Source organism: Moritella sp. PE36 (assembly GCF_000170855.1).
Classification (GTDB): Bacteria; Pseudomonadota; Gammaproteobacteria; order Enterobacterales; family Moritellaceae; genus Moritella.
In genome coordinates this window covers 69,464-91,676 of the sequence record NZ_ABCQ01000012.1, presented here as the reverse complement: position 1 = coordinate 91,676, position 22,213 = coordinate 69,464, and the positions used below count along the sequence as shown (strand labels likewise).

The following is a 22,213-nucleotide window of genomic DNA, read 5'->3' as shown; positions in this document are numbered from 1 at the left end:
ATGAAAAGAATTATAGTTGTCGGTAACGGCATGGTAGGTCACCATTTTATTGACCAATTTATTCAACAAGAAAAAATGGGTGAAGTGCAAATCACCACATTCAGTGAAGAATCACGTCTCGCTTATGATCGTGTTCAGTTAAGTGCTTACTTCAGTGGTAAAACAGCTGATGACTTAATGATGACCTCGCCAGAATACTATGATGACAACGGCGTGCAATATTTTGTCAACGATAAAGTCGTTAGCATTGATAAAGCAGCTAAAACAGTAACCACAGCACAGGGTCGTGTCGAGAGTTACGATAAATTAGTACTGGCGACAGGCTCATACCCATTCGTACCGCCTATTCCAGGTAAAGACCAAGACCATTGTTTGGTTTACCGTACTATTAATGATTTAGAAGACATCACGGCATCGGCAAAAGAAAGCAAAGTCGGCGTGGTTATCGGTGGTGGTCTACTGGGCCTTGAAGCGGCAAATGCAATCAAACAATTAGGACTAGAAACCCACGTGGTTGAATTCGCACCTCGCCTAATGGCAGTGCAAGTTGACGACGGCGGTGGCAAGATCCTGCGAGATAAAATTTCAGCATTAGGCGTAAACGTCCACACCGAAAAAAATACCAAAGAAATTGTGAAAGGTGAAACTTGCCGTTACCGCATGAACTTTGCAGACGGTTCTCACGTTGAAACCGATATGATCATCTTCTCTGCTGGTATTCGTCCGCAAGATGAATTGGCCCGCTCTTTCGACCTAGAATTAGGCGAACGTGGTGGTATTAAAATCAACGATCATTGTTTAACCTCTGACGAAAACATTTTTGCGATTGGTGAGTGTGCATTATGGCAAGGCCGTATTTTCGGTCTAGTGGCACCCGGTTACCAAATGGCGAAAGTAGCGGTAGACCAAATTGTTGGTGCCGGTAACTTAGCGTTCACAGGTGCAGACATGAGTACCAAGCTGAAATTGCTTGGTGTTGACGTAGCCAGTATCGGTGATGCACACGGTAATGCAGAAGGCGCGCAAAATTATGTTTTCACTAACGAAGCTGATCAAATTTACAAAAAACTGGTCATTAGCGCATGTGGTAAGAAATTACTGGGCGCGGTAATGGTGGGTGAAGCGGAAGATTATGGTACTTGGTTACAAATTTACTTAAACGACATGGATATTCCCGGTGCGCCAGAGAATATGTTAGTTCCACCAGCAGAAGGTGGATCGGTCACCATGGGGGTTGATGCCCTACCTGACTCAGCGGTTCTTTGTTCATGCCTTGATGTCACAAAAGGTCAAATCTGTGCCGCGGTACAAGATGGTGCAACGAGCATTGGTGACATTAAATCAATCACCAAAGCTGGTACTGGTTGTGGTGGCTGTAGCGCACTGGTAACGCAAGTACTTAATGCCGAACTTGCAAGCATGGGTGTTGAAGTGAACACCGATCTGTGTGAGCACTTTGCTTACTCACGTGCAGAACTGGCGGACATAATCCGTGTTAAACGTATTAAAACATTCGAAGCATTAATCACCGAGTTTGGCGCTGGTCATGGTTGTGAAATTTGTCGTCCGACTGTAGCCAACATTCTTGCGTCATTCTGGAATGACTACATCCTCGAAGATGATCATCTTGGTCTGCAAGACGTCAATGACGTTTATTTAGGCAACATGCAAAAAGACGGTACCTACTCTGTTGTACCACGGATCCCAGCGGGTGAGATAACCCCAGAAAAATTAATTGTACTCGGTGAAGTGGCTAAAAAGTATGGCCTATATACCAAGATAACCGGTGGACTACGTATCGATTTATTTGGTGCGCAATTACATCAACTACCCGACATATGGGCATGGCTGATCAAAGAAGGCTTCGAAACAGGTCACGCTTACGGTAAATCACTGCGTACCGTAAAATCGTGTGTGGGTAGTACCTGGTGTCGTTATGGTGTGCAAGACAGCATGTCACTGGCCATTGATCTTGAGAACCGCTACAAAGGTTTACGCTCGCCACATAAAATTAAGTTTGGCGTTTCTGGTTGTACTCGAGAATGTGCTGAAGCTCAGGGCAAAGACATCGGTATTATTGCGACAGAAGGTGGCTGGAGTCTCTATGTATGTGGTAACGGTGGTATGCGCCCTCGTCATGCCGATTTATTCGCGACCGACCTAGATACTGACACGCTATACAAATATATTGACCGTGTATTGATGTTCTATATCCGTACCGCAGACCGCCTACAACGTACATCGGTTTGGTTAGAAAATCTGGAAGGTGGCTTAGATTACCTTAAAGACGTTGTTATTAACGACAAACTCAGTCTTACAGCAGAGCTTGAATCTGAAATGGCCGCAAACATTGCTAACTACCAGTGTGAGTGGAAAACAACGATTGAAAGCCCTGAAAAACTACTGCGCTTTAAACACTTTATTAACTCTGAAGAAAAAGACAGTGCGGTTCAGTTTGTTGAAGTTCGTGACCAAATTCGCCCTGCTACACCCGCAGAACGTGAGGGTCTGATTGAGATTATTGAAGTGAGCTAACGATCAACTAACTCAAACGACAATGTATCGATTCAACGAGAAAGTACATAACAATAATAGCAGGTGGTAACACCTGCTAACACAAGATTTAAGGATTAATTATGACGATTTGGACCCCCATTATTGCCAAAGATAAGCTCACTCCAGATACCGGTGTATGTGCATTAGTTAACGGTAAGCAAGTTGCGATCTTCTTTGATCGTAAAACAGACCAACTGTTTGCGATTGATAACTACTGCCCAGCCAGTAAAGCCAACGTATTATCACGCGGATTAATATCTTCAGTTAAAGATGTATTAACCGTTTCATCACCGCTTTATAAAGAACATTTCAGCCTGACCACAGGTGAATGTCTTGAAGATGCAACTTTATCAGTACCCGTGTATGCGGTACGCGTCACCGATGGTATGGTGGAAGTAACCGTATAAGGATATCGTGGCGCAATTATTTAGCGCCATAACAGGGAGTAGTATGTCACCACGGCACTTACAAGGCGGCGCGACCTTTACCATAGGTCAGCGCTCAGTTACAGGGATAAAAGCCCATAATGAAGATGCCATTGGTATTCGTATCCCTGATGATTTACTGCTGACCACTAAAGGTGCTGTCGCGATTATCGCCGATGGTGTCAGCGCGGCAGAAGCCGGTAAAGAAGCCAGCGAAACCTGCGTACATAACTTCTTATCCGATTATTATTCGACCCCAGAAACCTGGTCGGTTGGCAAATCAACCGGTCAGGTATTAACCGCCCTGAACCGCTGGTTATACAGTCAAGGTCGACAGTTTGCCGATGCCCAAAAAGGCTACCTCACCACCTTAAGTGCCATTGTGTTTAAATCCCATGCTGCGCATTTATTGCATGTCGGTGATTCGCGAATATACCGTTTACGTAACAACACCCTTGAGCAATTAACCCGAGACCACACCACGGTCGTCAATAGTAAACAATCTTACCTCGCCCGCGCGATGGGCTTAGATACTACCCTCGATGTGGATTATAAAGAAGTCGAGTTACAAGTCGGTGACGTGTTTTTATTATCAACCGATGGCTTACATGATTTTGTTAGCGATAAACTATTACGAGAAATGGTGCAACAGACGCATCAATCTGCAGAGAGTGATTTTGAAGCATGTTGCGAGCAGCTAATTCAGCATGCACTGGCCAGTAACAGTAATGATAATATCAGCTGCCAATTGTTACGTATCGACAGTTTACCTAAGCTCAGTGCCGAAGATGTACATGTACATCTTGCCTCTATGCCTTTCCCGCCCGCATTACGCACTGGGTTATCGATTGATGGCCTAAAAGTCATTAAAGAGTTGCATGCCAGTAGCAGTAGTCATTTATATTTAGTCGAAGACAAAGAAACCAAACAGCAATACTGCATGAAAGCCCCCTCAGTCAACTATATCGATGATCCTGCTTATATCGAGCGTTTTACCATGGAGACCTGGATTGGCTCTCGATTGCATAACCCGCATATTTTAAAAATTGTCGAAACTAACAGGAAAAAAAGCCATCTCTATTATTTAATGGAAGTGATTGAAGGTATCACCCTGGAGCAATGGATAAATGAGCATCCGAATCCGCCGATCCAAGAAGTACTTAATATTGTTGAGCAGGTAATTAAAGGCTTACGGGCTTTTCACCGTAAAGAAACCCTACATCAAGATTTAAAGCCGGGCAATATTATGATCGATAATAACGGCCAAGTTAAGATCATTGATTTTGGTTCTTGTTTCGTCAAAGGCATCGCTGAAATAGCCACCCCATTGCAACGGGATAAGATCCTCGGCACAGCCGCCTACTCAGCCCCTGAAACCGTGATCAATGGTGACAGTACTGCGCAATCAGATATCTTTGCCATTTCTGTTATTATTTTTGAAATGCTCACCGGTAAGCAGCCTTTTAATGGCAAACTCGAAACCTGCCGAACCCAAAAAGCTTATCTAAAGACCAAATATATCGCGGCCTATGAATATAACCCGTTAGTACCATTCTGGTTAGATGGCGCCATTAAAAAAGGATTGCGGTTCGACCCCAACAAGCGTCATGCTGATGTATCCGAACTCTTGCATGAGTTACAGCACCCGAATCCTAAATATAAGAATAATCGCAAACAAACCTTGGTTGAAAAGAATCCAGAGCGCTTCTGGCAAGTGATCTCGTTATTACTGCTGTTTGCGTTATGTATTTCGCTATTTAGTTAGGGTATTCGAGGTTAAATTTGGCTCTGTATGTAAATATACGTAAAACACCCGAATATCACTGGGTATTAAATAAATGCGTATACTATACAAGGTATAATATTGTTCTATAATATTTGAACTTATTTAACCGCAGATCATTAAAACCTAGCGGTATGACAGGAGCCCATTACCGATGAATAATGTGTTAACACTCATTATAAAAACCACCACGCCAACATTACGCCATCGTTCTTCTAAGCTACCGCAGTACCACACATTGCAGCTAATAGGTAACCGCTATGATTGATTATATATCGGTATTTATATTTTTCTTTGCTGTGATCGATCCTGTGGGCACAGTGCCAGTATTTATTGCCGCAACCAGTCAGTTTGATGAAAAAGCCAAACGTAAAATTGCCTTACAAGCAGCCTGCGCCGCGGCGCTTATACTGTTGTTTTTTATTGTCGCTGGGGAATTAATTTTAACGGCGATTGATATACCGTTACCGGCATTTGAAATTGCTGGCGGCATCATCTTATTTTTATTTGCGTTAACCATGATATTTGGTGATAGCAAGCCCGATACCGAAATGCAGCTGCTCAAAGATGGCAGCGAGACAGCCATTTTCCCACTGGCTGTGCCGTCTCTTGCAAGCCCAGGAGCAATGTTAGCCGCTGTACTACTCACTGAAAACTCGAGTTTTAGTATTTTTCAACAAGTGCAAACCGCGGGCGTGATGCTGTCGGTATTGTTTATCGCGCTTTTGTTCATGCTCGCAGCGAGTTGGATCCATCGCTTCATTGGCAACAGTGGTGCCAGCATTATCAGTAAAGTAATGGGCATGATCTTAGCAGCCGTTGCGACCAACAGCGTACTGTCAGGTATTAAGGTTTATTTCTTACTTTAATCTCATGACATCTAGGCTATTATTCCCCGACAACAGACAGCAAAATGTAAAATGTAAAATGTAAAATGTAAAATAGCAGGAGCTAACCATGTCTAAAGATCTAATTGCCAAGTTAAAGCAATTCAAAATCATCCCAGTGATTCAAATTGATAACGCGTCACAAGCCGTGCCACTGGCTAAAGCCTTGGTCGAAAATGGTTTACCTGTTGCAGAAGTCACATTCAGAACAGCAGCGGCAGCGGAAGCTATCCGACTAATGCGTGAAGCTTACCCAGACATGTGTATTGGCGCAGGCACCGTATTAAGTGCCGAGCAAGTGGACCAAGCAAAATCGGCAGGCGCAGAGTTCGTCGTGGCCCCGGGGTTAAATCCCACCACCGTAAAATACTGCCAAGAAGTTGGTATGCCGATCGTTCCAGGCGTCAATAGTCCGAGTCAAATTGAGCAAGGTTTAGCGCTTAATTTAACGTTTATGAAGTTCTTTCCTGCTGAAGCGTCAGGCGGCATCGCGATGGTAAAATCATTGCTCGCACCTTATGTCGACGTATCACTGATGCCAACCGGTGGCATCAGCAAAAATAATGTGACTGATTACCTCGGTTTAGATCGTGTGATCTGCTGTGGTGGTACTTGGATGGTTGCCCCTAAGCTGATTGCGGAAGGAAACTGGGAAAAGATAGGCCGTCTGGTGCGTGAAGCGGTTGCCCATGTAGCGGAACAGTAAATAATTCGCTGTCATTACCACCCGTTACAAGTATTCAGTTAATCATAAAAAAGCCCTATACCACAACGTGATATAGGGCTTTAACAATTCTATCATTCAGTAATACTGTTATTTATTAGCAATAAAACCGACAGCTTCATACGCTTTCGCTAACGTAGGAGCAGCACGCTCAGAGGCTTTGTCAGCACCGATACGCATAATGCGCTGCAGTTCAGTCTCATCTGCACGTAACTTGTAGTAACGCGCTTGAATCGGCTCAATCATAGCGACAACAGCGTCAGCGGTATCTTTCTTCAAGTGACCATACATTTTATCTTCGTATTCAGGCACAAGATCAGCAACTGGACGTTTAGTCGCCACAGAAAGTAATGTCAGTAAGTTAGATACACCCGGCTTTTCTTTATTATCAAAGTAAATACGCGCTTGTTCATCACTGTCTGTTACTGCACTTTTCAGTTTTTTCACAATCTGTTTCGGATCATCTAATAACTTGATGAAAGCTTTTGGATTGGCATCTGACTTAGACATTTTCTTCAGCGGATCTTGCAGGCTCATAATACGTGCGCCCAACGTTGGGATCATCGGTTCAGGCACTTTAAACACATCACCGTAGATATTATTAAAACGAGTCGCGATAGTACGTGCTAATTCTAGATGCTGCTTTTGATCATCGCCTACCGGTACTGCATCTGCTTGATAAAGCAAAATGTCTGCCGCCATTAGCACAGGGTAAGTATATAAACCTGAATTACTGCTGCTAGAGTTATTCGATTTATCTTTAAACTGCGTCATGCGGTTTAATTCACCCATCTGCGTATAACAGTTAAGTAACCAACTCAATTGTGCATGTTCTGGTACTTGAGATTGTAAGAAGATAGTCGATTTTTCAGGGTCTAAACCACATGCAATATACATTGCTAGGCCTTCAAGCACCTGTGATTTAAACTCTTTAGGGTCTTGACGTACCGTGATGGTATGTAAGTCCGCAAGCATGAAATGACAGTCGCTGTGTTCCTGCATGTCCAGCCATTGATTGATTGCACCAATATAGTTACCAATCGTCATACTGCCTGAAGGCTGAATACCACTTAATACCACAGGTTTTGTCATATATATATTTCCCAATCTTTTAATTCATTCAATTGTGGGCAAGTACATAGACTTACCCAATCATGTTTATGTTAACTTTACTGTGCAACTTCAATTTCACTACAGCTACTTCAATTTAACTGCAGATAGTAGCTCACTGATATCATCAGCGACGAAGTCAGGGTTACTGTCGCTAATTGGAATACCGTAGTTGTAACCATAGGTTAAACCAAAACTGGTAAAGTTTGCCGCTTGTGCTGCAATGATATCGTTTTTAGAATCACCCACCATCAAGGCATCTCCAGCCTTAAGTTGGTAATGATTTAAACAATGTAATAGCGGTAATGGATTGGGTTTTTTCTCAGCCAGAGAATCACCACCCAGTACCACGTCAAAAAACTCACTGATACCGGCTAATTCAAGTACCGGCGTGGTTTGCACCATAGGTTTATTGGTCACAATGGCCAGCTTAAACCCGGCATCGCGCAGTGCTGTTAGGGTTTCTTTTACATTTGGGTATAACACGCTGTGTGTATATACATTGGCAGAATAGTGCTTTAAGAATGACGCCAGTGCATCATTAAATAATGCAGGGTCAATATCATCAGCAATGTTAACACTGCCTGATAACGCGCGTTGTACGAGTACTTGCGCACCATTACCAACCCAACCGCGGACTTCATCTTCCGAGAAATGGGCACGATCAAAATCACTCAGCATGCAATTAACTGCAGCGGCTAGGTCAGGTACACTATCAACAAGGGTACCGTCTAAATCAAAACAAATAAGCTTAAACATTGGCTTTTTCTAACTCCGAACGCATTTCATCAATGACTTTTTTATAATCTTCTTGGCCGTAAATCGCAGAGCCAGCAACAAACATATCGGCGCCCGCTTCTGCAATTTCGCGGATGTTATCTACTTTAACGCCACCATCAATCTCGAGTATAATATCGCGACCACTGGCATCAATTAATTGTCGTACATCGCGTAATTTTTGTAATGTTGAAGGAATAAAACTTTGACCACCAAAGCCAGGATTTACTGACATTAATAAGATCATATCTAACTTATCCATCACATAATCTAAATGATGTAACGGCGTTGCTGGGTTAAATACTAACCCCGCTTTTAAACCGTGTTCCTTGATAAGTTGCAGAGAGCGGTCAACATGATCAGATGCTTCGGCATGAAAAGTGATCATAGACGCACCGGCTTTAGCAAACTCATTAATCATGTGATCAACCGGTCGCACCATTAAATGCACGTCAATTGGTGCCGTTACACCGTGATCACGTAATGCTTTACAGATCATTGGCCCAATCGTTAGGTTCGGCACATAGTGGTTATCCATTACGTCAAAATGAATGACATCCGCACCTGCGGCCAGTACAGCATCGACTTCTTGGCCTAAGCTAGCAAAGTTAGCCGAAAGAATTGAAGGGGCAATCAGAAAGTTTTTCATTGGGCATGCTCTCAGTTGTTGTTATTCCATTACGCTGTGCAAATCTTACCCTAAGTTAGCCCCTAGGGTAAAATAATAAAACCAGAATAATACTGACAACGGAGATTTAACCGAGGGATTTAAGACTATTCACGCTGTTCAGCGCGAGTTTAACGATACAGCGCGAGTAACTCGTCCACTTTATTACGTTTACCGGCATTCCGGCTAATCGTGCGTTTTACCTGTACGACTTCGAATGTTGAGCCATGATAAAGTTCACGTGTTAACGGAATATCATGATTCGAAATTAATATCGGAATGTTGCGCTCTTGTGACGTTTCACGAGACACTTTGGCAAGTAAGGCCTGATCATCGAGGCTAAAGCCGCTAGCCGAATACGAGGTAAAACTTGCCGTGCGACTTAATGGGGCATACGGTGGATCACAATAAACCACATCATCACTGCCTAAACGCTTATAAACATCTGAATATGATTCACAAATAAACGTGGCTTTTTTGGATTTCTCAGCAAAGAAACGCAACTCTTTCAAAGGGAAATACGGTTTTTTGTAAGAGCCAAAAGGTACATTAAATCCACCTGATTTATTATAACGGCATAAACCATTAAAACCATGACGATTCATATACAAGAACATCAGCGAACGCTGATAAGGGTTACTGGTTTTGTTAAATTTTTCACGAATTTTATAATAACGTTCTTTATCATTAAATTCAGGAGTAAAAAAACGCTGCGCATCGGCAATAAACTGTTCCGGTTTGTGCTGCAGGATCTTATACATATTAATCAAATCAGGATTAATATCATTTAACAGGTATTCGTCATAATCGGTATTTAAAAATACTGATCCAGCGCCAACAAACGGTTCAACTAAACGCTTACCTGCTGGTAATTTTTCACGTAGATGATCAACCAGAGAATACTTACCTCCAGCCCATTTTAAGAAGGCTCGCGTTTTCTGCATTTTGTGACTTATACCGCTAAATAAAAGGGGGCCGATTGTACATCCATTACAGCTAAATTGCGCTGTTTATTTATAAATCTCTTTGGATCTGAATGAATCGTTTCAACCAAGGTTTATCTTTTTGTACCGTTGCTGGTAATTTTTGTTTCGCGGCATTCGCTTGCTCGACACTGCTAAAACTACCATAAAGAACGACATACCAAGGTTTGTTGTTACGTTGAGTCTGATATGTCCAGATATTATCAGGTAATTCATTTTCGTTTAAATACTGTTTTAGCTGTGTTTCACGGCTTAAACCGGCAATCTGAAACGTATAATTTTTCGCCGGTTGCGCCATCACCCAAGCTTTGCCCGTGGCTGTGTTGGACGTACTTTCAACAGCTTGAAAGTCCGTTTTACTATCAATCACCTGTTTTACATCTGCTGAACTTTGCTTGGCAAGCATTTTGTTGACCGCGTCATCATCAATCACGACACGCTGCTTCTGCGTCTGTAAACCAGATTCAGCCAAAGTAGGCGCTGTCAGGGTAATAGTTTGACCTATTTCAGTGGGCAATTCTTCATCCCAATCACTGGCAAACATTTGCGCTGAGCTGACATCTGACGCAGTATCCGTAGACACAGTGTCGTCATGTATAATCGCTGAAGGATTTGGTAATGATTCTTCCGCTATGATATCAGCCGTTTGTTGTTCGGCTTGATAAGCGTCATATAAAAATGACCCCGCACTACCGAGCAATAATAGCCCTGCAATAATGCCGGCTAAGTAGAATGACTTATTCTTCGTCGATTGAGTTGCCGTATTAGTCATTACTGATTCAGGCTTATATACCTGCCCTAGCATAATCGCTTGCGCACATTTTGCTAACTCAGCGGGATTGCCTTTACAGGCTTCAATTTGACGATTAATGGCGTCCTGATTAACGAATGTAGGCTTATAACCAGCTTGATTAAACTGTTGTTCTACAAACGTCACAGCGGCTTGTGGATCGAGTGCTGTCATTTCCAACTCCAATACATTGGTTGCTGATTTTGCAAATTCCAGCATGGTTAAATCAACCCACTTACTTTCTGCAAATAAAATGATATTTATTTTTATACTAATTCTATTATTAAGACCTAGTTCTATCAATTGCGCAAATTCAGTAATGCTGGCTGCAGACAATGCCATGGCATTATCAATACAGACCGTCAGTTCATGCTCGAGCTGCTGAGCAAACAGCGATAAGCTATCAAGCAGTGACGCATGTGCATTAAAACGGCCATCATAACTGATCTGTTGTAATAATAGTGTTCTCAGTGCGACATCATCATGACATTGCTGTGCATCAATTGTAATTGTTTTCTGATTAAAATCCGATTCTACATAATGACGTAATACCGTTGATTTACCTGAACCTGATTCACCGCTTACGAGTAATAAATGTGAAGAGAATTGAGTGAGATGACGCAGCCGTTCACACAGCTGCATTTGAGAATAAATTTCAGTTTGAACTGAATAGTGCACTAGGATCCGCCTGATTATGGAAGTTAACCACATCACGTAATGTGTTTTCAGTTACTGTCGATAACAATTCAGCACTACCAATCGAAGTTGGCAGAATGAAACGAAGTTGACCATTAAGTACTTTTTTATCACGCTTCATGTGTCGCATAAATGCATCAAAGCCCATCTCTGCAGGCGCCATTAATGGCAATTCTGCCGCTTTAATTAACGTGGCGATACGGGTGACTTGCGCTGCCGTTAATAACCCCATGGCAGCCGATGTCTGTGCAGCCATGATCATACCTGCAGCAACCGCCTCACCATGTAGCCAAACGCCATAACCCATTTCAGCTTCAATGGCATGGCCATAGGTATGACCAAGATTCAGCAGTGCCCGTAAGCCTTGCTCTTTCTCATCGATAGCAACAATTTCAGCTTTAATTTCACAACAGCGATAAATTGCATATTCTAATGCCGCAGTATCAAGCGCCATCAGTGCTGTTATGTTGTCTTCTAGCCAAGTAAAAAAGTTAGCATCATAAATGATTCCGTACTTAATCACTTCAGCCATACCAGCCGCCAGTTCGCGTCGAGGTAAGGTAGCTAAACAAACCGTATCGATAAAAACAGCATTGGGCTGATAAAAAGCACCAATCATATTTTTACCTAATGGATGGTTAACTGCCGTTTTACCGCCAACCGAGGAATCAACTTGACTCAACACAGTCGTCGGGATTTGGATAAAGGGGATACCGCGTTGGTAACAGGCAGCCGCGAAGCCAACCATGTCACCAATAACACCACCACCAAGAGCTATCAACGTAGTATCACGTCCACAATTCTCACGCAGTAGCGCGGTAAATATTTCATTTAAAGTATCTAAGGTTTTAAATTGCTCACCATCAGAAAGAATAATACTGTCAAATTCATAGTCTTGTAACAATGCTGTAACGCGTTGTAAATACAAGGGTGCAACCGTATCGTTTGATATCACGACGACTTTATTGGTTGTTATTGCAGACTTAAATTGCTCTACTTGCGTTAATACGCCTTCACCAATATAAATAGGGTAGCTCCGCTCACCTAGTTCAACAGTTAACCTTTCCATGTGACCTCAATTAAAAATCCAATAACTTTATAATTTGATTCGCAACAATTTTAGCGCTTTGTTCATCTGTTTTAACTGTAAAGTCAGCAATCTCTTCGTATAAAGGATTACGTGCATCAGCTAATGTTTCCAGAACATCACGTGGTTCTTCAGTTTGCAGTAAAGGACGACGTTTATCGCGTGACGTTCTTACTAACTGCTTATCAATAGTTGTTTCTAAATAAACAACTACACCACGAGCAGAAAGATAGTTACGACTTTCTTTACTTAAAATTGAGCCACCGCCCGTTGCTAACACAATACCTTGCTCTTGTGTTAGATCGTCAATTACTTCCGCCTCACGAACTCTAAAACCAGCTTCACCTTCAACATCGAATACCCATGAAATGTCAGCACCAGTGCGGCGTTCAATTTCATGATCCGAATCGATAAAGTCTAAATGCAACTGGCTAGCTAGTTGACGACCAATTGTACTTTTACCTGCGCCCATTGGGCCTATTAGGAATATATTACGTTTTTCAGCCATTTTAACTCTTCAATAAATCTAAAGTAATAACACCCTTTTTCTTAGGGGCACCAGACCTACCTATAAAATGTCCTCTTGATTAAAATAACCAGTGATGAGACATTTTGGCAACAGCCAAAATCAGCAACACCCGGTAAAAAACCAGGTGATGACATTTCAGGCAGAAAAAGACCGCTATTTATATAGTTTTTACGGCCTTTTGTCAAAGGTAGGTTACATCGTATCCACTACCACTTTTGGAGTAACGAAGATTAGTAACTCTCGTTTTTGACTGATATTCTTGGTACTACGGAACAATACACCTAACCAAGGGATATCACCGAGAATTGGAACTTTCGTTACTATTTGCTTAATTTCATGTTTGAATATACCACCTAACACGATAGTTTCGCCATTTTCAACCAATACTTGGGTGCTAATAACTTGGGTATCGATGGAAACAGCTTCACCACCCACTGTTTTCACATCCTCACCTCGGGTATCTTGATTTATTTTCAAATCTAAGATTATTTTATTATCCGGGGTAATATGTGGCGTCACCCATAAACCCAATACCGCTTTTTTAAAGGCGATAGTGGTAGCACCACTCGAACTTGATTCAACATACGGAATTTCCGTACCTTGTTCAATGTACGCTGACTTTTTGTCGGTAGTGGTAATTCTTGGACTTGCGATCACTTCTGCTTTTTGTTCTGCTTCTAACGCAGAGAGTTCTAAATCAAGTATTTGACCATTGGCTAACCCTGCGATCTGAAACGCAATAGAACCCGCTGGCGATGCGACCGGTAGATTGACATTAAGTCGGTCTCCAATAGCAGGGACACTGCCTCCAGCCAAAGAGTCATTACCTTCAATAGAGCCCGATGATAAGCCAAAGCCGCTACCAATGTCAGTACTACCGCTTAAGCCCCAACGGATCCCCAGTTCATCAGAAATATTATCCACGACAGAAACCATTCTCGCTTCAATAATCACCTGACGTACTGGTACATCAAGCACCTCAATAATTCGTTTTACACTGGCAATTACAGTCGCAGTATCTTTAATTAATAGCGTGTTAGTACGTTCATCAAAACTCACCGTACCGCGTGATGATAACAGACTGGAATCTTTTTGTGACAAAAGCTTTGTTATATCACCCGCTTTAGCAAAGCTAATCTGAATGAACTCCGAATGTAATTCCGCTAAATCTTCCACTTCTTTCTTACTGACAAGATCGCGACGCTCTAATGCCGCGAGTTCAGCAGCAGGCGCAACCATCAGCACATTACCCTCGAGTTGCTTACTCAGACCTTTCACTTTCATTACAATATCAAGTGCTTGTTCCCATGGTACACTATCTAAACGCAGGGTGATATTACCATTCACGGAATCGGTAGTAACTAAGTTAAATTCATTAAAATCAGCAATTAACTGTAGTACGGTACGCACTGGAATATCTTGGAAGTTAAGTGAAATTGCCTGTCCTTGATATTTACTGGTTTTTTCATCCGGATCTTTTTTGGTAATTTCAATAACAAAAATATTATCCGCTTGATCGTAACGGTAGTTAAAGTCATCACTGATGTCTAGTTCAAAAGCCGTTACCCCTTCATCATGGAAAGTTTCAATTGTGGTTACCGGGGTACCAAAATCAGCTACATCTAAAATATAGAGCAATTTTTTCAAAATAGCCGTACTATGAAATTCGGCGATTAACTTGTTGCCTTTACGCTGAATATCAACGGCCATCGAACTGTTTTTCATAGTTAAAATTAATTTACCACTGCCGTCATTACCAGTACGAAAATCAATGCCACGCACTTGGTTTACAAAACCACTAAAATCTTCTTCCTCATCGTCCTCAATCGGTACGATATCTTCAATTCTAGGTGACTGCACGGTCACTTGACGACCATCTTTGGTGGCCAGTAATGATGCGCTAACAGTGGCCGCAGGCACACCGAAGTTATCAATATTACTATCAATAACAGACGCTGCTGGCAACACTGAACTATTCCCCGCGGTTGCCAAAGTAGGTTCAACGGCGAGCACCAATGTATCGTTATTCGTGGTACTACCCGCAACTTCTGACACAATAACATCACTGCTTAACACCCCAAAAGTGGCAATTAAACTGTTGTTATTTTGCACAATTTGATATGGCACTAGCTCATCTAAAGCGATGGTAATTTTAAGGCCTAAATCGACGCGTTCGGCCGCTACATTTAACACGTTACCTTGTTCGATAACGACAGGGTTGAGCAGCAAGGTAGAACTGGCATCTGGTACTAAGATGACGAGTTGATGCGGCGAATATTGGAGTTTATCTGCATATTCAACCACATTTCCACTGAATTCTAACTCCAACTCTAACTGCCCTTCGGCTAACGAGTTTAAGTGAATTTGTTTTAATTGTGGCTCAGCAACACTGAACGCAGAGCATAAAAGTGTGGTACATAAAACCAATACCTTCACGATATTGGTACATCTTACATATGATTTAGTCATTTCATCATCCCTGAAAATGGCTTAACTGTGGTCTTGGCTACTATTTAACTGTTGTTTTGATACTATTAACTATTACCTTGACTGCTAAGAGGAATTTGAGTTGTGCGAACTTGCCAGCATCCCTTACCCGTTAATATCAACTCCGACAGTTCGATATAATTCTTGGTTATGTCGAGTATCTCACCGTGATTAAGTCCAATATAATCACCCGGTGAAACTCGGAATATCTCCCCCGTACTTGCTCTTATTAACCCCCAAAGGTGCTTTTCACTGCCGAGGGTGCCATGCATATTTAAATTATCTAACGAATAGGTTTCTAACGGCCCTTTAATCCGGGCAAAATTAGGCTGCGGACAATTCTGTGGGAACGGTGTTTCTGCTTTTACCGATTCAGGACGAGGATTCGAAAATGGGTTACGTGCCCCCGTTTCCGAATAATGCAATGCCACAAAACTTTCCATATCCGGCACACTTTCAACTAGGGCTGTTTTACGCCCTTTAACGTCATTGATGTAATCCACCAGGTCCTGATTATCCGCAGTACAACCGGTTATCGTCAGCGTTAGAAAAACGAGGCTAGTTATTCGCTTCATTTATCCCCCTTATAACGATAAGTACGGGCAATCATATTCACTTTCAGTAATTCCCCTTGCAGTTTGGTAATAGTGAAATCTTCTAGCGTTACAATCCGTGGTAACGCAGCAATATCACTGGTAAACTGACCAAGTTGATGAAAGGTACCAATTACCTCTAAGCTGACCGGGACTTCATAAGAAAAGTCCCGTTTGACTTCTTTTAACCATTTAAACCTGCGCAACTGCAAGCCATTATGCTGACCAATATAACTCAAATCATCGAGTAATCCTGCGGTCTCACTTTTTGATGGCAACTGCTTAAGCATGTGATTAAATAAATTTTCCATCTCAGACATTTGCTCAGTATATAAGCCTAAATTCCCTGCAAGTCTGGCTTTTGCTTCAAACTGTAATTTTAAACTTGCTTCTTTCTTTTCAATATTTTCCAGTGCTTGTAACGACGACGCGATAAACATCCAATAAAATAACGCCGCAATCAATATTGAAAAAATAATATTAATGGCAATTTTGGCTGGTTTCGGCCAATTTCCCAGATCTTCGAGATCAAGTTCGTTGAGTTCTTGTAGATTCATCTTAGCTGCCCTCATCCGTCGCCATCGGTGTTACCGAGAATCGCATTTCAAAACGATTGCCCTCTTCTGCCGACAAGGCAATAATAGAGTCTAAGTTACCATCTCTAAGCCAAGTTGATTCCTCAATGTTACGCAGTAATACCGCCAGACGGGTATTCGAATCACTGGTGCCATTAATCTTAATAATGTCATTTTTAAAGGTTAATTTTGCCAGATTTACACCCGCTGGTACCAATTGTGGCAGGGTATTCATTAGCTGTGTGGGGGTATTGCGACTGCGCTGTAAACTTTGAATTAAATCAATGCGCTCTTGCAGCTTATCTTTACGACCACGTAACTCTTTGATTTTACCTAGTTTAACATCGATAACTTGCATCTCTCGCATTAACAAGGCATTGCGTTGTTTTTGATTATCGATAAAACCGCCAACCACCATATTCAGCATGATCATGACTAACAAGGTCGCACCAAGACTAATCCCACTTAACGTGAAAAAGCGTTGCTGTCGGTATTTTTTATCCGCGTCGCGCCACGGTAAAAGATTAATATTTGACATTAAAACGCCCTCATTGCTAAACCAAGTGCGACCATATAACGGGGTCCGTTAGCGATTAAATGTTCTTTATCTTCGACCTCTTCCGCATAGTCAAACTGAGCAAAAGGATTGGCAACACGGGTGGTGATACCCAGCTCGCTTTCCACTTCCTGTGCCAGTTCCATGATTAATGCAGAACCACCACTCAGTGTGATCATATCTATTTTCTGCAATGTGCCAGAGTTAGTAAACAGCTGCACATTACGACGGATCTGCTGTATGCATGCGGTGATATAAGGCGCCAATACATCAATATCGTAATCCAGTGGCAACTGTTGAGCGAGTTTCATTTTTTCAGCTTCATCACGTTTCAACGTATAATGCTCGCTAATGATGCGCGTATAGTTTTCGCCACCAAAGTTTTGCACCCGAGAATAAATAGATTCGCCCTTATGCAGCATTGAAAAAATGGTCATGTTGGTACCAATATCAATCGCGGCCACCACTTTGCTATCATCTTGCAGATCAGCCAAGCGTAAATACAAATCGTGAGAGCGCGCTAATGCATGCGCAGCCACATCCACAATTTGGGGGATAAAGTCATTCTCTTCGAGGCAGCCAGCTAATGATGTGACACTTTCCGTGCGCGTCGCACTCAATAACACATTGTGCTTACCTGGGTTATTGTCATTGATACCTAATATTTCAAAATCGAGACTAATTTCATCAAGCGGGAAAGGAATTAAACTTTCCGCTTCCAACTCGATGTGCATTTCCAACTCAGGGCCGGAAAGGTCAGTATCAACATAAATAATTTTTGTAATAACATTGGTGCCAGATACGGCAGTAGCAGCTTGTTTATAACGGAAAGGAAAATCTTGACGCACCTGTTGCAACACATTCGTTAATGCTTCTATATCTTGCAATTGGTGATCAACGACACATCCTTTTGGCGTTGAAACCTCTGATACCATATCTACCACATAATGTTCTGATCGCTTAGACAGCGCTAGGGCTTTTACGGAAGATGATCCAAAATCAACTCCGATCATTGCCACTGTCTGATTCCTTTTAAACAGCTTTAGCATAATGATCTTCAACTCTATGTAATAACAATGACGACTTTCTTGTTAAATGATTGTTAATTATTTGTTATACAACAAAGCATACAGACTTAAATCTCTGAGGTCTATCATAAAGAACTCGTACTATTTCACAAAACAGAGATATAATGATCGATTATTAAGAAATTATTGTGGGCACTATTGTGAAATGGATTAAACGATTATCCGTATTTTTATTAGTTAGCGGACTGCTCGGTGTAGGGAGCATCATTGCACTATATTTCTATATCAAGCCAGAATTACCCGATGTAACGTCATTAAAAACGATACAACTGCAAACACCAATGAAAGTCTTTAGCCAAGATGGCAAACTGATCTCTCAATTTGGTGAAAAACGCCGGATCCCCATTGCTATTGATGATGTGCCGCCATTAATGATCAACGCATTTTTGGCCACCGAAGATAATCGTTTTTATACCCATCCAGGCATAGACCCAATAGGTATTGTCCGTGCAGCCACGGTCATGATCATGACTGGTGAGCGCAAACAAGGCGCGAGTACCATTACCCAACAGGTTGCTCGAAACTTCTTTTTAACCCGAGAAAAAACCTTTATTCGTAAAATTAAAGAGATCTTTTTAGCTTGGCATATCGAACAAAATCTTTCCAAAGATGAGATTTTGACGTTATACCTGAATAAGATCCCACTCGGTTATCGTTCATTTGGTATTGGCGCTGCAGCGCAAGTATACTACGGCAAAACATTAGACGAATTAACACTGGCGCAAATGGCAATCATTGCTGGTTTACCAAAAGCACCGTCAGCATTAAACCCAATTCGTTCACCTAAACGCGCGAAAGCCCGTCGTCATATCGTATTATTACGGATGTTAGACGAAAAATATATTACTCAAGCACAGTTTGAAGAAGCCAATAATGCGCCGATTACGGCAAAGTATCACGGTGCTGAAATCGATTTATCCGCGCCTTATTTGGCCGAAATGGTGCGTACTGAGGTGATCAAACGCTACGGTGAAGATAAAGCTTATGGACAAGGTTTAAATGTCTACACCACAGTTCACAGCGAGCGCCAAACTGCAGCAACCACAGCACTCATTAATAATTTACTTAATTATGATCTACGCCACGGCTATCGCGGTCCATTGGGCCAGGCTTGGACTAATGATGAGGTGCTGAGTAACGAAGAACTGTTATTATTACTTAAAGATAAAGCGAGCTATAGACCATTACAACCTGCAGTTATTACGGCAGTAACAGAGCAAACTGCCGACGCATTACTTGCTAATGGCGAACAGGTCACTGTTACTTGGGATGGTTTAAAATGGGCGCGTCCATTTATTTCTGATAAGAAGCAAGGCCCAGCACCACAAACTGCAGCCGAAATTGTGAATGCCGGTGATATTGTCATGCTACGTCCAATCCCAGCAACAACTGAACCAGCGCAGTGGATGTTAGGTCAGATACCAGACGCCAGTTCTGCTTTTATCGCCATTGATGCCAATGACGGTGCGGTTGAAGCATTAGTCGGTGGTTTTAATTATCAACACAGTAAGTTTAACCGTGTCACCCAAGCCGAACGTCAAATTGGTTCAAACATCAAACCGTTTGTTTATTCAGCTGGTTTAGCGCAAGGGGCAACACTCGCAACGCTAATCAATGATGCGCCAATTAACCAGTGGGATGAACGTGCTGGTACGGCGTGGCGACCAAAAAATTCACCGCCAACATACAATGGTCCAACGCGTTTGCGCTTAGGCCTAGCACAGTCGAAAAATGTTATGTCGGTACGTTTATTCCGTCAAGTCGGTTTAAATAACGCCATTAACTACATGACACGATTTGGTTTTGATAAAGCCAAGTTACCACGTGATGAGTCACTCGCTCTGGGCTCTGCGTCAATGACACCGTTAGAAGTTGCGGTTGCCTTTGCAACGTTTGCCAATGGTGGTTTTAAAGTAGAACCTTACTTTATTGACCGCATTGAAGATGCCAAGGGTGAGCTAATTTACCAGGCCACGCCAAAACAAGCCTGTTTAGAATGTGAAAAACAAATCGCACTCGGCACGGATACCCTTGAACATTGGTTATCAATCGAAGGTGATGCACTCGCACAATGTACTATCGCACCTTATAGTTCGCAACAATTAGCCCCCCGAATTATCACTGAGCAAAATGCATTTTTAATGCGTGAAGTGATGGCTAGCGTTATTTGGGGTGGAGGCAGTTGGCGTCATAAAACCGGTTGGAACGGTACGGGCTGGCGTGCCGCGGCAGCGCTGAAACGACGCGATATCGGTGGCAAAACAGGGACTACAAACGAGGCAAAAGATGCTTGGTTCTCGGGCTTTAACCCAGATCTGTCTGCCACTAGCTGGATAGGCTTTGATGACCATCGCCGTGAACTAGGGCGTGTTACCCGTAACATCAACCTAGGTAAACACCAGATTAGTGGTGGTGAAGCGGGCGCTAAAACAGCGCAACCAGCTTGGATTGAGTTCATGAAACAAGCGCTACAAGGGATACCACAGCGTCCGAATGTACTGCCGGAAAATATTGTTCAAGTACGTATCGATCGTGAATCGGGGTTATTAACACACAAGTCCGATTATACCTCACGTTTTGAGTACTTTATTAAAGGCTCTGAACCAACCGAGTATGTGAATAATCAAGATGCGGATTCGTCATTCGATCAACTCGATGAGCAGAGTGAAGAAGCAGATGAATCACTCGATGATTTGTTTTAAGCTTTGTTATTAACATAACGTCAATGAAAAATGGCGCTGCTTTATGTTAAAAGTAGCGCCATTTTTATATCTACAACTTTGCTAGGATCTTTATTTAAATTATTTATTTAAACTATTTATTTAAACAGTTTAGCTAAACTATCGTTGCAGCAACTTGTTTACTGATCACTTCTGCGATGTCGTTAAAACACGGGCGTCTTACTGAACCTTTACGATACAATAAAACAATTTTACGGATCGGTTCTGGCTCAACAAATTTAATATATTCCACACCTTCTGTGAACCGACTACGCGGGATAGCCAGATGTGGTAATAACGTTACCCCCGCTTCTGCAGCAATCATATGACGTAGTGTTTCTAAGCTCGTCGCTTTAAAGCTCTGGTCTTCTTCAGCACCCGCCGTAAAACAGTAATCCATCGCTTGATCACGTAGACAATGGCCATCTTCTAACATCAATACCTTCTCGCCACGTAACTCCGATAAATCAACCCGATCTCGGCCTTTAAAACGGTGTGAACTAGGAATAATCAGTTCTAATGGTTCTTTATATAACTCAATATGACCGTATTTTTCCATACCTGGTAAATACGCTAATAACAGACAATCCAACTCACCTTCGTCCAACTGCTTTAATAGCTCATGGGTTTGGTTTTCATGTAAAAACATGTCTAAATCAGGAAACTTTTTCTTCATCGAGGGCACAATGAGCGGCAGTAGATACGGCGCAACAGTTGGGATCAGGCCAATATGAATTGCGCCAGCCGTTGGGCTTGCATAACTCTTAGCGATTTCTTTAATCGCTTTCGACTCTAATAATACAGTACGCGCTTGATCAGCAATTTGATCGCCGGCTGGGGTGAACAATACCTTTCTTGAGGTACGTTCAATCAAGATAACATCCAGTTCATCTTCTAATTTACGGATCTGGCCACTGAGTGTCGGTTGACTAACAAAGCATTTTTCCGCTGCTTTTCTGAAATGTTTCAATTCTTGTAACGCGACTAAATATTCTAAATCTCTTAAGTTCATATCGACTCAACTCAAACGGTAAAAGCAATTAAATACTAATTATTGATTCGTGTATTCTATCAATAAACCAACAATAACCACACTGTTAATAATGAAAAATCATGATTAATTACCCATAAATAGAATAATTCTAATCATTTATGACAATTTGTACTTCTCAGTCGTTTA

General features: G+C 42.1%; 19 protein-coding genes. 6 read left to right on the top strand and 13 right to left on the bottom strand.

The genetic code is table 11. The annotated features are described in order from the left end of the window. From nirB to PE36_RS09465, 5 genes are all read left to right on the top strand, one after another. Entirely contained in the window at positions 1-2,535 is a 2,535-nt protein-coding gene (gene nirB / locus PE36_RS09485; RefSeq protein ID WP_006031793.1) for a nitrite reductase large subunit NirB, read from the top strand. 101 nt (positions 2,536-2,636) lie between these two features. Then, a complete protein-coding gene (nirD, locus tag PE36_RS09480; RefSeq protein WP_006031792.1) occupies positions 2,637-2,963 on the top strand; it encodes a nitrite reductase small subunit NirD in 327 nt (108 codons plus the stop codon). 43 nt (positions 2,964-3,006) lie between these two features. Continuing rightward, positions 3,007-4,746, top strand: coding sequence for a bifunctional protein-serine/threonine kinase/phosphatase (locus tag PE36_RS09475; RefSeq protein ID WP_006031791.1), 1,740 nt, complete (start codon positions 3,007-3,009; stop codon positions 4,744-4,746). Between the two features lie 278 nt (positions 4,747-5,024). Beyond that, on the top strand, positions 5,025-5,633 hold the full coding sequence (locus PE36_RS09470; protein ID WP_006031789.1) for a MarC family protein: 609 nt from the start codon (positions 5,025-5,027) through the stop codon (positions 5,631-5,633). Between the two features lie 88 nt (positions 5,634-5,721). Then, a complete protein-coding gene (locus PE36_RS09465; RefSeq protein ID WP_006031788.1) occupies positions 5,722-6,357 on the top strand; it encodes a bifunctional 4-hydroxy-2-oxoglutarate aldolase/2-dehydro-3-deoxy-phosphogluconate aldolase in 636 nt (211 codons plus the stop codon). A gap of 108 nt (positions 6,358-6,465) precedes the next feature. Here PE36_RS09465 and trpS read toward each other — a convergent pair whose 3' ends face one another. The 12 genes from trpS to pilM all read right to left on the bottom strand — a co-directional run bounded on the left by trpS (position 6,466) and on the right by pilM (position 18,238). Continuing rightward, complete coding sequence (trpS, locus tag PE36_RS09460) at positions 6,466-7,467, bottom strand: tryptophan--tRNA ligase (protein WP_006031787.1); 1,002 nt, start codon at positions 7,465-7,467, stop codon at positions 6,466-6,468. A gap of 105 nt (positions 7,468-7,572) precedes the next feature. Next, complete coding sequence (locus tag PE36_RS09455) at positions 7,573-8,244, bottom strand: phosphoglycolate phosphatase (protein ID WP_006031786.1); 672 nt, start codon at positions 8,242-8,244, stop codon at positions 7,573-7,575. Further along, a complete protein-coding gene (gene rpe, locus PE36_RS09450) occupies positions 8,237-8,911 on the bottom strand; it encodes a ribulose-phosphate 3-epimerase (RefSeq protein WP_006031785.1) in 675 nt (224 codons plus the stop codon). The genes PE36_RS09455 and rpe overlap by 8 nt, the downstream gene beginning before the upstream one ends. 149 nt (positions 8,912-9,060) lie before the next feature. Continuing rightward, complete coding sequence (locus PE36_RS09445; protein WP_006031784.1) at positions 9,061-9,873, bottom strand: Dam family site-specific DNA-(adenine-N6)-methyltransferase; 813 nt, start codon at positions 9,871-9,873, stop codon at positions 9,061-9,063. 70 nt (positions 9,874-9,943) lie between these two features. Next, positions 9,944-11,380: an SPOR domain-containing protein gene (locus tag PE36_RS09440; protein WP_043994388.1), complete on the bottom strand. Its 1,437-nt coding sequence runs from the start codon at positions 11,378-11,380 to the stop codon at positions 9,944-9,946. Further along, a complete protein-coding gene (gene aroB / locus PE36_RS09435; protein ID WP_006031782.1) occupies positions 11,358-12,467 on the bottom strand; it encodes a 3-dehydroquinate synthase in 1,110 nt (369 codons plus the stop codon). Before aroB ends, PE36_RS09440 begins: the two co-directional genes overlap by 23 nt. Before the next feature lie 10 nt (positions 12,468-12,477). Continuing rightward, positions 12,478-12,993, bottom strand: coding sequence for a shikimate kinase AroK (gene aroK, locus PE36_RS09430; RefSeq protein WP_006031781.1), 516 nt, complete (start codon positions 12,991-12,993; stop codon positions 12,478-12,480). Positions 12,994-13,206: 213 nt separating this feature from the next. Next, complete coding sequence (locus PE36_RS09425; RefSeq protein WP_043994387.1) at positions 13,207-15,483, bottom strand: type IV pilus secretin PilQ; 2,277 nt, start codon at positions 15,481-15,483, stop codon at positions 13,207-13,209. 65 nt (positions 15,484-15,548) lie between these two features. Beyond that, positions 15,549-16,076, bottom strand: coding sequence for a pilus assembly protein PilP (locus PE36_RS09420; RefSeq protein ID WP_006031779.1), 528 nt, complete (start codon positions 16,074-16,076; stop codon positions 15,549-15,551). After that, positions 16,073-16,651 (bottom strand): type 4a pilus biogenesis protein PilO, encoded by a 579-nt coding sequence (locus PE36_RS09415; RefSeq protein WP_006031778.1) that lies wholly within the window; start codon positions 16,649-16,651, stop codon positions 16,073-16,075. The genes PE36_RS09420 and PE36_RS09415 overlap by 4 nt, the downstream gene beginning before the upstream one ends. A 1-nt stretch (position 16,652) precedes the next feature. Then, complete coding sequence (locus PE36_RS09410; protein ID WP_006031777.1) at positions 16,653-17,207, bottom strand: PilN domain-containing protein; 555 nt, start codon at positions 17,205-17,207, stop codon at positions 16,653-16,655. Beyond that, positions 17,207-18,238: a type IV pilus assembly protein PilM gene (pilM, locus tag PE36_RS09405; RefSeq protein WP_232286560.1), complete on the bottom strand. Its 1,032-nt coding sequence runs from the start codon at positions 18,236-18,238 to the stop codon at positions 17,207-17,209. Before pilM ends, PE36_RS09410 begins: the two co-directional genes overlap by 1 nt. A gap of 203 nt (positions 18,239-18,441) precedes the next feature. Between pilM and PE36_RS09400 the strand changes: the two genes are divergently transcribed. Beyond that, positions 18,442-21,015: a penicillin-binding protein 1A gene (locus PE36_RS09400; RefSeq protein WP_006031775.1), complete on the top strand. Its 2,574-nt coding sequence runs from the start codon at positions 18,442-18,444 to the stop codon at positions 21,013-21,015. Between the two features lie 133 nt (positions 21,016-21,148). Here the strand turns inward: PE36_RS09400 and oxyR are convergent, their stop codons facing one another. Further along, positions 21,149-22,045: a DNA-binding transcriptional regulator OxyR gene (oxyR, locus tag PE36_RS09395; RefSeq protein ID WP_006031774.1), complete on the bottom strand. Its 897-nt coding sequence runs from the start codon at positions 22,043-22,045 to the stop codon at positions 21,149-21,151. Positions 22,046-22,213 lie beyond the last annotated feature (168 nt).